The organism is Candidatus Neomarinimicrobiota bacterium (genome assembly GCA_022567655.1).
GTDB lineage: Bacteria > Fidelibacterota > SORT01 > SORT01 > SORT01 > JADFGO01.
Map to the genome: position 1 here is coordinate 1 of JADFGO010000011.1, position 13843 is coordinate 13843.

Annotated in this window: 11 protein-coding genes; 10 read left to right on the forward strand and 1 reads right to left on the reverse strand. The window is 45.8% G+C overall.

Going from position 1 to position 13843, the window contains the following annotated elements; all coding sequences use genetic code 11:
• On the reverse strand, positions 1-401 hold a 401-nt coding region (locus IID12_02200; protein MCH8287906.1), incomplete at its 3' end, for a hypothetical protein.
• Between the two features lie 1049 nt (positions 402-1450).
• Between IID12_02200 and IID12_02205 the strand changes: the two genes are divergently transcribed.
• The 10 genes from IID12_02205 to IID12_02250 all read left to right on the forward strand — a co-directional run bounded on the left by IID12_02205 (position 1451) and on the right by IID12_02250 (position 13839).
• The gene (locus IID12_02205; GenBank protein ID MCH8287907.1) at positions 1451-2413 is read left to right on the forward strand and encodes a hypothetical protein; all 963 of its coding nucleotides are present in this window, start codon (positions 1451-1453) and stop codon (positions 2411-2413) included.
• A gap of 1 nt (position 2414) precedes the next feature.
• Positions 2415-3410 carry a cytochrome c3 family protein gene (locus tag IID12_02210; protein MCH8287908.1) on the forward strand — a complete coding sequence of 332 codons (996 nt, stop codon included), beginning with the start codon at positions 2415-2417 and terminating at the stop codon, positions 3408-3410.
• Entirely contained in the window at positions 3407-3772 is a 366-nt protein-coding gene (locus IID12_02215; GenBank protein ID MCH8287909.1) for a hypothetical protein, read from the forward strand. The genes IID12_02210 and IID12_02215 overlap by 4 nt, the downstream gene beginning before the upstream one ends.
• Positions 3773-3837: 65 nt before the next feature.
• Entirely contained in the window at positions 3838-5832 is a 1995-nt protein-coding gene (locus IID12_02220; protein MCH8287910.1) for an oligopeptide transporter, OPT family, read from the forward strand.
• 79 nt (positions 5833-5911) lie between these two features.
• The gene (locus IID12_02225; protein MCH8287911.1) at positions 5912-8350 is read left to right on the forward strand and encodes an AAA family ATPase; all 2439 of its coding nucleotides are present in this window, start codon (positions 5912-5914) and stop codon (positions 8348-8350) included.
• Positions 8351-8500: 150 nt separating this feature from the next.
• Entirely contained in the window at positions 8501-10375 is a 1875-nt protein-coding gene (locus tag IID12_02230; GenBank protein MCH8287912.1) for a 2-oxoacid:acceptor oxidoreductase subunit alpha, read from the forward strand.
• Positions 10376-10378: 3 nt separating this feature from the next.
• Positions 10379-11416: a 2-oxoacid:ferredoxin oxidoreductase subunit beta gene (locus IID12_02235; GenBank protein MCH8287913.1), complete on the forward strand. Its 1038-nt coding sequence runs from the start codon at positions 10379-10381 to the stop codon at positions 11414-11416.
• Positions 11417-11478: 62 nt separating this feature from the next.
• Positions 11479-12309 (forward strand): alpha/beta hydrolase, encoded by an 831-nt coding sequence (locus IID12_02240; GenBank protein ID MCH8287914.1) that lies wholly within the window; start codon positions 11479-11481, stop codon positions 12307-12309.
• Positions 12302-12541, forward strand: a complete 240-nt coding sequence (locus IID12_02245; protein ID MCH8287915.1) for a glutathione S-transferase N-terminal domain-containing protein — start codon at positions 12302-12304, stop codon at positions 12539-12541. The genes IID12_02240 and IID12_02245 overlap by 8 nt, the downstream gene beginning before the upstream one ends.
• A 98-nt stretch (positions 12542-12639) precedes the next feature.
• A complete protein-coding gene (locus IID12_02250; protein MCH8287916.1) occupies positions 12640-13839 on the forward strand; it encodes an amidohydrolase in 1200 nt (399 codons plus the stop codon).
• The last annotated feature ends 4 nt before the right edge of the window (positions 13840-13843 follow it).

Consider the following 13843-nt stretch of genomic DNA (forward strand, 5'->3'; position numbering starts at 1 on the left):
GTACGCTGTCCCATTACTTCGCCCGAAAAAACGAAGTGAGCGCCTATCTCCTCCATATAAATTTTTGCCTTTGAGAACATCATGATACGGCAATCGACGCATGGGTTCATATTGGCTCCATAACCGTATTTAGGGTTTAGGAGTATATCCCAATATTCGGTGGATATATCTATTATCTCGATGGGTATCTCAAGGTCCGAACCCAAACGCAGCGCTTCGTTTTGCATCTTCTGAACCGGAACGTCATCCCTGTTCAATTTTCTCTGATGATCCGTGATGCAGAATCCGGTGCTGAAGTTTACCCCCTGAATCTCAACCCCCATATTTTTCATGACATGTGCGGCGAGCGTACTGTCCAGTCCGCCGGAGAGCATCCCGACTGCTTTTACCTTATCTGACATAAATTATCCTTTCTTCGCATCGGGAGTTTAACAATTCAGGTCATTATTGTCAATAATCTGTTTCTAAATCTATTACCGAGTTGTACCAGATAAACCGGTCTGTTTAGAGGCTGTTTAGAAACGGATTTCAAATGAAAAACTGTTGAAACAGTTTGCATTAGCACGGCTTATCTATATCCCCTCGATCAATCGAGGGGTTAAGAAGATGTCGGGATTATTACTCTTACGCTGTCATTAACCCCCGATTTTAGAGGCTGTGTGAAAACATAGAAAAAAACGTCATTCCGAAGGAGTCCCGTCCCGAAGTTTCGGGACGACTGAAGGAATCTCATAAGTACTTGTACTGCAGTTATTTATGAGATTGCTTCGTCCGCAAGCTGGCGGACTCGCAATGACGCTTTTTACATTGTTATTGGGTTTGCACACAGACTCCAAATAGCCTGGCTAAGAAGGGGAATCTGCATTGTAACTGTCACCCGGATTCACCTGATATTTTAGGGGAAGTTCAAATATCCTAAACTCTTGACATACTGACACTGCTCGCTTATAATTACGCCCTAAGTGAAGTAGATTTTAATAGAAACTAATCAAAACGGAAAACGCAGATTTTTCACAGTGACTTCTATTATTCGGGGCGATTTTGGCGGCTCCACTATTTTACTCTCTTCTTTTTTATCCTGTTATTTCAGTCAGGGCTAAACGCTCAATCATACGACGGCAGGTTCTCCTCTTCCGTCTATGCATGGTCGGAAAGTTACGATGGCACCAAAAGGGAACATTTACGAATCTATCAGTCATCAAGCATAACCCTGCGTGATTTTTTCAAAAAGGGATTAAAGCTCAAAAGCTATTTTTATCTCTCCGATGATCTGAATTCAAACGTTCCTGACAATACGTATCTCAAATTATACGACATATACGCTGATTATTCCGGAGCGTTCTTCGATACGGATTTAAAAATCGGAAGACAATTTCTCTTCGCCGGAGTCGGCAGGGGACCGATTGACGGATTAAAGCTAACTTACAGGGGTTCGGATAACGGGAAATTATTGCTCTATGCCGGGACATCAGCTCCCTTGACCGATTCGGAAAAGATCGACAGCTGGAACGAGAGTCATATGTTCGGGGGCGAACTGACTCTCTATTACCTGTTTGGAAGCGTCGCAAAATTCAGCTACATGAGAAGATCGAAAAGCGTCGAGCCGTTCGAGCTGAACCCTCCCCGATTGGGAATCAGCAGTGTGAACCCTACCTCCCTGCAAAGGCAGGCTGTAGGGATAGACGTTACAAGGGAACTGAACGACCGAATGTCACTATACCTGAGAGCGGATTTAAGTGTTGGAGACGGAGTCCCGGACGGAACTTTAGCTCTTGAAAGGAGCGAACTGATAGTTACCTACAACCGTCCGAAATCTCATTACATAACCGCCGAATTTCTCAATCGCCGCCCGCTCATTTACATCAATTCGTTTTTCAGCAGGTTCAGCAAACTGCTTCGGCGGAGTAATGAACTCAGTCTTGCTTTGGATAAAAGAATCTCGGAAGAGTTCTGGTATAACGGCAAAATAGCAGTCGTCTATTACGGCGCTCCATCATATAGAGGCAGGAGCTCAAGGAGCCTGCGGTTCAACACCGGAATATCGCTGAACGGATTGACAGCGGGACTAACCGTCCGAAACGGGTACGGCGGCGATTGGTTCGGGGTTTATGGCGGTTATTACGGTAAGATAACGAAGACAATCAGCCTCAGACTTGACGGCGAGTGGTCTGCGTTTTCGTTGACTTCATTCGATCTTCTCGACGACAGCGACAAAAGCTCCGCATTCGGCGTCAGAACCGGAGGAAACTGGAAGATCAACCGGCATATTTCGGTGGACGCGGAAATTCAGACGCTCGCTCAATCGATAGAATGGGCGAATATAGCTGATTTTATTCCCTTTGCGGGAAATGACAGGGAATTACGCGCTTTCGCGAAAGTCAACTTCTGGATCTTCAAGGGGAAGGGTTACTGAGATGTTCAAAAAATTCAGCCTCCTCCTTTATTCTTTATTGTTTATTCAGCTGAACAGCGTTAACGCCGGCGATGAAAAGATCAGACCGATCAAGCTCTCGCACAAAGTTCACATGGCTTTGGAAAATGTCGAATGTTCAACTTGTCACAAAGACACCGACATTTCGGTCAGATCTTCCGATATTATTTTACCTTCTAAGGAAGTATGCTCCTCATGCCATGACGTTGAATCTCCGGAGAAATGCAGTCAGTGTCATTTGACAACAGATGCAAAGGGATTCAGAGGATTTATAACACCCGAACCTGAATTAAACTTCAACCACAAATACCACACTGTCACCCGGGGACTTCCCTGTTTCTTCTGCCACGGCGATATCGAAAATCAGGATGTTATCAGCGAAGCAAATATGCCGCCTATGACCACATGCTTCAATTGCCATAACGATAAAATCGCCCCTACCGACTGCGGGTGGTGCCACCTGAACGAGGATAATTTAAGACCCGAATTTCATACTACCGACTGGCTGAGCAAGCACCGGGTCATATATAATTCGGGAAAGTTGAAAGCGGAGAATAATTGCGCTATGTGTCATCAGGATAACTGGTGTCAGGAATGCCACACCGGTTCCCAGCTGACGAAATCTTCTCCTCAGAGCGTTTCACCCTTTTACCAGCCGAGTGAACGGGGAAGGAAACCGCAGACCATATCGAGAGTGCATTCACTTAATTACCGCTTCCTCCATCCTATCGATGCCAAAGGCAGGGAACGTTTCTGCACTACCTGCCATGAGTTTACGGAGTTTTGCGTTGAATGCCACAGGGAAGATGAAAACCGGTTCATGCCTAAATGGCATCAGGGTTCCGACTGGGCGCCCGGTTTCAGAGTCGGCGGAAGACATGCTGATTTCGCGCGGCGTGATCTCGAGCGCTGCATGGGCTGCCACGACCTTCAGGGGGAAGCTACGACATGTTTGAGATGCCATGTGGATGAAAGATGAGAAACCCTTATTTCTTAATTCTCGCTGTGTTCCTTATCGGATGTACCGATATCGCCGAAAACCCCACGGACGAGGCAAACTATCAGCCGATCCCGCAGAATGTGCAGGAAATAATTCTGTTCAACTGTTCTTTTTGTCATCAACCGGAATCATTGGTCGTGTTTAAGGGACAAATGCCGTACTTCGCGATTTCTTTTCCCGACACGATCATTCTTGACACGATTCAAATCTGGCGGGCGAAAGAAAGAATCGGAATCAGGGTAAAGGAAGGAACGATGCCGAGACTTTCGGATACATCTGACGTATTTTTCCCATTGCCCGATGACAAAAAAGATATAATTGTCAATTGGTCCGAAGGATAATTACTTAACGTATAATGATAATAATACAAAATTGAACCGCGTAATAACATCAAGGAATTTAATTAATGGGTAATGACAGCAAGGTCAAAACGCTCAGCTCAGCGGCGTACGCGCCTAAAGAAGGCGAAGTTTACGAACCATACATCGCTGAAAAAGATAACGTAGTCGAATTCACGCTGAAAGCAATAATAGTCGGAGCGCTTTTCGGAATAATATTCGGCGCCGCAAACGCATACCTTGGACTTAAAGTAGGGTTGACCGTTTCGACCTCCGTTCCTATAGCTGTTATGACTGTCGGTTTCTTCCGTCTTGTCAGGCCGTGGCTTGGAAAAACTACCATACTTGAGCATAACATTTCTCAAACGGTAGGCTCAGCCAGCTCGAGTCTCGCGAGCGGAATAATATTCACCCTTCCCGCACTATTCCTTTGGGGTCTTGATCCGACCGTCTTCAGTATGGCGTTAATCGGTTTCACAGGGGGACTGCTCGGAATTCTTTTCATGATACCGCTTCGCAAATTCCTGATCGTCCAGGAACATGGAAAGCTTCCCTACCCCGAGGGAACTGCTTGTGCCGAAGTCCTTGTCGCAAGCGAAGTAGGCGGATCTCATGCGAAAATCGTATTTACGGGTCTCGGTGTCGGAGCCGTATTTAAAGGCTTGATGTCGTTCGGGAACTTCTGGAGTGAGAATTTGAGCTGGGCGATTCCCGGGCTCCCCAAAGGTAGAATAGGCATTCACATCCTCCCGGCTTTACTCGGGGTGGGCTATATCCTCGGATATCGCGTGTCGGCGATACTGGTTTCCGGCAGTCTTCTGTCGTGGGGTATCTTGATACCGCTTATTGCTTACTTCGGGGATGGTTTAACCTCTACTCTCGCGCCTGAACCGGCTAAACTCATTAGTGAAATGACAACGAGTCAGATATGGTCCCGTTACATAAGGTACATCGGCGCCGGCGCCGTCGCCACAGGTGGACTAATCTCTCTTACAAGGGCAATCCCCACAATTGTCTCTTCTTTTAAAGTTGGGTTGGAACAGATAAAAAGCCGCATCTCTTCATCTAATGAGTTAAAAATTCGCACGGAGAGAGACCTGAACATGGCATACGTACTCGGCGGCGTACTGATCATAGCTCTTTTAATCGCTCTTTCACCTAATATTATCAGTGCAGCGGACTCACTCGCTGTACGTGCGGTGGGTGCGACGCTCATAATTATCTGTTCGTTCTTCTTTGTTACCGTTTCCTCCAGAATCGTCGGACTCGTCGGGGTAACAAGCAATCCCACATCGGGAATGACTATCGCTACACTGCTTCTGGTAAGCTCCATATTCGTTCTGCTTGGCTGGACGGATGATGTCGGCAAAGCTACTGCTATTACCGTTGGAGCGGTGGTTGCCGTAGCCGCCTCTATCGCCGGTGATACCTCGCAGGATTTAAAAACCGGTTTTCTCCTCGGCGCCACACCCTACCGACAGCAGATAGGCGAGATGATAGGCGCCGGCACGGCAGCTTATTTTGTGGCGATGACTGTGGTTGCTCTGCATCAGGTTTACGGGTTCGGCTCAACCGAGCTTCCGGCGCCCCAGGCAACTTTGATGAAAGTGGTGATCGAGGGAATACTATCCAGGGACATCCCGTGGGTTCTTATCATGACGGGTGTGATGTTTGCAATAGTAGCTGAATTATTATCAATACCCTCACTGCCTTTAGCGGTGGGAATTTACCTTCCTGTCTCTACTATGACCCCGATTTTTGTCGGCGGGTTAATCAGACATTATGTAGAAAAAAAATCCGCCAAAAATGAAGATTTATTGAAACAGAGAAGAGAAAGAGGAATTCTTCTCGGTTCAGGTTTTGTGGCGGGTGATGGTATTACGGGCGTACTCATAGCATTTTACGCTTTATACGTTGGAACGAGACCATCGTGGAATTTTCATGAATGGATGGGAGGCATGGACACATTTATTTCGTTCGCAATATTTCTCGGTCTTGTCTATTTCTTGCTTAAGGTTGCTATGGGAAAAAATGAGCCGCGCTCGGATATTCCCGCTGATTAATATCCTTGACTCAATACGGGTTCAAAGATAGCTTAACGTAATGAAAACAAAGATTGTTATTTGATGGAGCGTGTCCCTATTGATAATTAAATCCCTATCTCCCGAAAAACTTCGGAACAGCATAAACCCCAAATCATTTAAGTTCAGATCAACCAAAGAAGTACGCCCTTTATCGGGAGTTATCGGACAGGAAAGAGCGGTTCGGGCGATCGAATTCGGTTTGGGTATGAAAGGTCACGGTTACAACATCTTCGTGACGGGGTTATCCGGAACAGGAAAAGCTACAATAGTGGAAAGGATTCTCCGTCAACTCGCAGAAAAAGATGTTGGTCCCAATGACTGGTTCTTCGTTCACAATTTTTCCGAACCGGATCATCCTCGCGCGATCTCCTTACCCCTCGGAATGGGAATCGAATTCAAGAAGGATATGGAAGCGCTGTTGAACTCATTAAAATCGGATTTACCGAAGGCGTTTAGTGATAAACCCTATGAGGAACAGAAAGAAGACACTTACAGTGAGTTTAATGAGAAACAAAATTCAGCGCTTCAACGCCTTGAAAACTATGCTAAAAAGCGGAAAATAATAATTCAGGGAAGCGCCACCGGCTACAAAACAATTCCATTTATCGGCGACAGAGAGATGACGCCTGAAGAATATGAGAATCTGCCTGAAAGAAGTAAGAAAAAAATCGATGAAAATATCGCAGAGGTTCAGGATAAAATTTCGGCATCCGTCAGGGAGCTCTCCCGATTAGAAGAGAAAACCGATGAAAAGATAGAAAAATTGAACGAAGATATCGCTGAGTTTACTGTCAATCAACGACTTGGAAAGTTGTTGAAGAAATACAATTTTTCCGATCCTGTTAAAGAGTATTTAAATGAAGTCAAAGACGACCTTATTAAAAACGTATGGGATATAGTTTCCTTAGGAGAAGAAAAAGGCAACGTGCTGAGCCTTCAGATTCCTCAGTCAAAACCGAGTTTTACGAAATATAAAATCAACGTTGTCGTATCAAATACGAAGGTGAAATGCGCTCCTGTTGTGGTCGAGACCAATCCCACTTATCAAAATTTATTCGGCAGAATCGAAAAGAAAGCGCAGTTCGGTACTCTTGTCACCGATTTTACGCTGATAAAATCCGGAAGTCTGCTAAAATCAAACGGCGGTTATTTGATCGTTGATATCGAGTCCATCCTTTCTCATCCGTTCGTCTGGGAGACGTTGAAACGGACGTTGAAAAACAAAGAGCTGCGGATAGAAGACCTCAGCGATGAACTCGGCTTGATCACAACGGTCGGTCTTAAACCCGAACCGATACCGCTTGACGTTAAAGTGATTCTCCTCGGAAGAGCGGACATTTTCCATTTTCTTGAACAGTATGACGAATCGTTCAGGAAAACTTTTAAAGTAAGGGCGGACTTTGACAATTCAGTAAAGATGACAAAAAACTCGAACAATCAGTACGCAAGTTTCATATCAAAAGTATGTTTTGAAGAGGACCTTCGTCATTTTAACCCATCGGGAGTAGCTGCGATCATCGAACACGCCCAGCGGACTGTTTCTGATCAAAAGCGCGGATCTATTCAATTCGGTCACTTGGTGAATATTGTCAGGGAAGCGAGCTATACGGCTGGAAAAAACAATCGACGGTTTGTTTCCGAACAGGAGGTCGAATCGGCGATAAATGAACGTAGATTTCGCTCGAACCTCGTCGAGGAAAAGATCAGAGAGCAGATAAAAAGGGATGTCATAACCTTCGAATTGTCGAAGCGCGTTGTCGGTCAGGTCAACGGGCTCGCGGTATATCAGGCAGGAGATCACTCGTTCGGTGTTCCTGCAAGAATTACCGCCAGTGTTTACGCCGGAAAAGGAAACGTTGTCCAGATAGACAGAGAGGTAAAGTTGAGCGGAAGCACCCACAACAAAGGTGTGCTCATCCTTTCTGCATACATAAATAGAATATTCGCTGTTAATACACCCTTATCGCTGTCGGTGAGCATAACTTTTGAACAAAATTACTCCTTTATAGACGGCGACAGCGCCTCGTCGACAGAGCTTTACTCACTCCTTTCAGCTCTCTCTTCGATTCCTGTCAAGCAACCGATTGCCGTTACCGGCTCCGTAGATCAAATGGGGAAAGTTCAGGCTATCGGGGGAGTCAATCAAAAGATTGAAGGATTTTTTGACGTCTGCCTCGATAAAGGACTTACCGGTGATCAGGGAGTGATGATCCCGGCATCGAACGTGCAGCACTTGATGTTGAGAAAAGACATAATCGAAGTGGTACGCTCAGGATTATTTCATATTTGGCCGATTAAATCAATCGAGCAGGGAATCGAAGTACTTACCGGCGTCCCCGCCGGAAAAAGAAATAAGAGAGGACATTTTCCAAAGGGAACCGTGTATGGCGAAGTTGAAAAGCGACTGCGTGAATATCATAAAGAATCAATATTATTCAAGCGAAATATTAAAAAAGAACTCGGGATTCTGAACGAAAAAGAAGAAGATTCCAGCTAAATAACGGACACTCCCTTTTTCGCTTGATTATATACGTTTTAATACATATATAGAACCGGTTCAGGCTGAAAACAGAGCCGTTACGAGCGAAATATTGAAAGGTGGGAAAAATTAACACACGATATATCAAAGAAATATCCAGAGTCTGAAATGGCTAAATCGAACGGCGATCAACCCGATGCAGCCGAGATAAAAGAAAATTTAGAGAACATAGATTCCGCAACAGTGCGATTCGCCGGCGATTCCGGTGATGGAATGCAGCTTGCCGGCACCCAATTCTCCAACACCACTGCGATTTTCGGCAACGATCTGAGCACATTGCCGGACTTTCCGGCGGAAATCAGAGCGCCGGCAGGATCACTCCCCGGTGTTAGCGGATTCCAAATCTGCTTCTCGAGTCATGATGTAATGACACCCGGTGACGAACCTGATGCCATGGTTATAATGAACCCCGCCGCTCTGAAAATGAACGTCGGTGACTTACAACCCGGCGGAATACTTATAGTAAACGAAGATGCGTTTAAACCCCTAAATATTCAAAAAGCCGGATACGACGTTTCACCGCTCGAAGATGGATCTTTATCGGAGTATCGTCTGATCAAGATCCCGATTACCAAATTAACTCTGAACGCACTCGAAGATTTCAATTTGAATAACAAAATTAAAGAGCGTTCAAAAAATTTCACCGCTTTAGGGATAGTTTTCTGGTTATATGACCGACCTCTTCAGCCGACCATCGAGTGGGTGAAGGAAAAATTCGCGAAAGTCCCCGACGTTGCTGAGGCGAATATTACAGCGCTGAAAACAGGTAATAACTTTGCGTCAACCGCCCGGATTTTCACAAGTCATTATTCCGTAAAAAAGGCGAAAATGAAAAAGGGGAAATACCGCAACATCACGGGCAACGAAGCGACCGCTCTCGGTTATGTAACGGCGGCAAATTTAGCCGGTAAGCAACTGGTTTATGCATCTTACCCGATAACGCCCGCCAGCGACATTCTTCATGAGCTCGCTAAGCATAAATCGTTCCGCGTCAAAACTATACAAGCGGAAGATGAAATTGCGGCGATATGCGCAGCTCTGGGCGCAGCTTATACGGGAAGTATCGGAATTACGGGAACGAGCGGTCCCGGACTCGCCCTTAAAAGCGAGGCGATCAACCTGGCACTCATGACGGAGATTCCGGTAGTTATTTCAAATGTCCAGAGGGGCGGTCCGAGCACCGGATTGCCCACAAAGACCGAGCAGGCCGACTTGCTTCAGGCGATGTTTGGTCGTAACAGTGACTCTTCGCTTCCTATAGTTGCAGCTTCGACTCCAGCTGATTGCTTCAAAATGGCATTCGAAGCTGTCCGTCTTGCCGTAGAGTCGATGTCGCCTGTTATCTTCCTTACGGACGGTTACCTCGGCTCCGGCTCTGAGCCGTTTAAAGTGCCTGATGTCGCAGACCTGCCTCGAATCGAGATAAAACATCACACCGATCCCAAAACGTACGCTCCATATCTAAGAGATATGAAAACTTTTTCCAGGCCCTGGGCTGTCCCGGGGACTCCCGGCTTAGAGCATCGTCTCGGTGGTTTGGAGAAGGCGGACGGCTCAGGTGACGTGAGCTACGACCCTCTCAACCACGAACTGATGACGATGTACCGTCATAAAAAAGTGGAAAGTCTGGCGAATTCAATTCCGCTCCTGAAAGTAACAGGGCCGAAATCAGGTAAACTTCTCGTACTCGGTTGGGGTAGTACGTTCGGCGCAATATCAGCGGCGGTCAAGTCTCTAAGCGCTAATGGAATAGAGATATCGAGCACACACCTCAACTACCTGAATCCGTTTCCGAAAAACCTCGGTAAAGTTTTGAGCTCATTTGAAAAGGTTCTTATACCCGAGATCAATCTCGGCCAATTAGCATTACTGATAAAAGCCCGATTCGGTGTTAATGTCGTCCAGCTGAATAAGGTTAAAGGGAAACCATTTTTAATACACGAAATCTACGATAAGATCCGGGAAGTTCTGAAAGGGAATTAGAATATGAAGAACAAAGGCAACGGAAACGGCAGAGCAGTATCTCAATTAACAAAAGCGGATTTTACGTCAAGCAATGAAGTTCGGTGGTGTCCCGGATGCGGCGATTACTCGATTCTTTCACAGGTTCAAAAGCTATTGCCTACTCTCGGAGTCCCGAAGGAAAACTTCGTGTTCGTTTCCGGAATTGGCTGTTCGAGCCGCTTTCCTTATTACCTTGACACCTATGGTTTTCATTCGATACACGGAAGAGCGCTTCCGATCGCTACAGGAGTCAAGGTCGCTAATCCTGACCTGTCTGTATGGGTCATTACGGGCGATGGAGATGCGTTGTCAATTGGAGGAAATCATTTTATACATGCGCTTCGGCGTAACCCGGACATCAATATTCTGCTCTTCAACAACCGTATTTACGGCTTGACCAAGGGACAATATTCCCCTACCTCGGAGATGGGTAAAGTCACAAAATCAAGTCCGTTCGGAAGCGTTGAGCAGCCGATAAGACCCGTTAATGTAGCCCTCGCGGCTGAAGCTTCTTTTGTAGCACGCACGATAGACCGATGGCCTCATCACCTTTCCGAAATGATTAAAAAAGCTTTTGATCATAAAGGCACTTCACTCGTTGAGATATACCAGAATTGCAACATATTCAATGACGGAGCGTTTTTCGAATATACCGAGAAGGACGTAAAAGACGATAACACGCTGATCCTCGAAGACGGTAAACCTCTTCTTTTTGGAAAAGATAATGACAAAGGCGTTATATTGGACGGTGTGACGCCAAAGATGGTCAAATTAGGGGATAAATATTCCGAAAAAGATCTTCTCGTCCATAACGAGAAAGAGGATTCCCCGATAATGGCAAATATTCTTGCGAACATCGAATTTTATGGCGGTCCGCTGCCCTTAGGTGTTTTCCGCTCTGTAGAAAGACCATGTTACGAAGATATGATAGAAGATCAGATCGAAGACGTCATCAACAAGAACGGAGAAGGAGATATCCAAAAACTTCTATCAAGCGGGTACACCTGGACCGTTAATTAGAAATATTTTCAGTTCATTCCCACCAACCCTTCATATCAGGGTTTCTTACGCAATAGACTGATTTGACCCCGATATTAAGCACCAAAGATCTGAACCTCTATTACCGCGAAGAAGGTACCGGTACTCCGGTCGTACTGCTCCATGGTCTGACTCTATCGGGACTTATGTGGACGCCGCAGGTAAAAGCGCTTTCCAAAACATACAGGGTGATTATTCCTGACCTGCGAGGGCACGGTAAATCTTCGGCGCCTGACCATGGCTACACCTTTCACGATTATGCATCGGATATCAAACGGCTTTTTGACGAATTGAACCTGGATAAGGCGCATCTGATCGGATTATCTCTCGGTGGTGCGGTCGCTGCGGAGTTCACGGTAGCCTATTCTGAATCGGTTATCTCAACCGTTCTCATAAGTCCGATGCCTCCGCGATTTATACCGGGAGATGACTGGTCGGTGACCTTGAATAAATTCCGGAGTGTTATGAATGATAAGGGATTGGATAGCGCAGTTGAAAATGTCTTGCTAAAGGAGCCCGTATTCGGTAAAATGAATATAGGAATTGACGATTGGATGAATCTTAAAAATGCCGTCAGGCAGTTTTCAGGTACTCCCGTTGATGATAATCTTTCAGGGAGAAATGATTCGATGAGGATTTTGGAATTACTTCCGGCGTTAGAAACTCCTTTCCTTATAATTACAGGAGAAAACGATTATAAAAAGTTCCATGACACTGCCGAATCTCTCGCGGATTCTCTCTTGAACGTGCGGCATCTGTCGGTTAAAAACGCAGGTCATTTGTGTAGTATGGAACAACCTGAAATAGTAAATAAAGAGATTTTGCAATTTTTAAGCAATTCAGTCCATCACCGAACGCAAAAATCCGATGATTAAGCTTTACGAAACAACGTTCTGCCCCTATTGTGATATTGTGAAGGACAGATTGAATGAGCTCGGATTGGAATTCGAAAGCGTGATAGTGCCCTCTCCGCGTCACCGGAGAAAGATAGTTCAGGAGCTTTCGGGGCAATCGCTGGTTCCGGTTATTGTCGACGGCGATGAAGTCATTAACGATTCACAAAGGATAATAGAGTACTTATCAAAATATCAATCGAATATGAATTGAGATAATAGATGATTAGAAGAAATCAATTAAAGTTCTTCTTCATTCTGATTATTTTAACCTTTGTATCCTTAACAACTATAAAAGGACGGGATAGAGACTTGAACAAAACTATCAAAGCGAAATCCTCGGAGATCGCCGCTGAAGTTAAAAAGTGGCGGCGGCATATTCATGAAAACCCGGAGCTATCCAACGAAGAAAATGAAACTTCAAAATTTGTAGAATCAAACCTGAAGAAGTTCGGATTTAACCCCGTAAACGGAGTTGCCAATACCGGAGTGGTCGCTTTGTTAGTAGGCGGCAAGCCGGGTCCGACAATTGCCGTCAGAGCCGACATGGACGCTCTGCCGATTGAAGAAGAGACAGGATTGAAATTCGCCTCTAAAAACAAGGGGGTAATGCACGCCTGCGGGCATGATTTTCACACTTCTATCCTTTTAGGGGTTGCCAAGATACTCAATGACGTCAAGGAAGAACTTCCCGGTAAAGTAAAATTTATCTTTCAACCGGCTGAGGAAGCGCCGTCGGGACAGATGGTAGGCGCTCGCCTCATGGTCAAGGAAGGCGTACTCAATTCGCCCGACGTAGAAGCGATATTCGGACTGCACGTTGCTTCTGAACTTGATGTCGGTAGTCTCGGATATGTCTCGGGTCCCTTTATGGCTTCGAGTGATCTTTTCAAGATCACGATCCACGGCAAGCGCTCTCACGGGGCATATCCGTGGAAAGGGATTGACGCTATTGTAATAGCCTCGGAAGTGGTAACCGCCCTGCAAAGCATTACCAGCAGGCGAATAGATGCCCGGAAACCGGTCGTAGTAACAGTCGGAAAAATTAACGGCGGTGAAAATTTCAATATAATCGCCGCTGAAGTCATACTTGAGGGTACAGTCCGCACACTTGACCCTGAGGCGCATGAGCAGGTACCGGTCATAATGGAGGAAATTTTGAAGGGTATCACCTCGGCGCACGGAGCGAGTTACGAATTTTCCTATACACGGGGAGCGCCCGTTACCGTCAACGACCCGGAGCTTACTGCGCAATCTATCTCTTCCCTCGAATCCACCGTAGGTGAAAGTTTAGTGATAGTTGGGAATCCGACCATGGGCGCTGAAGATTTCGCCTGGTTTGCAAATGAGGTGCCGGGATTCTATTTTGACCTTGGAGTCCGAAACGAAAAAGAGAACAAAATATACGGCGTGCATACGGCTCTCTTCAATCCTGATGAAGATGCCCTCGAATTAGGAGTCAGAGCTATGTCGCAAGTTATTATCGACTATTTAACAAGAAACAGCAAATAATGAA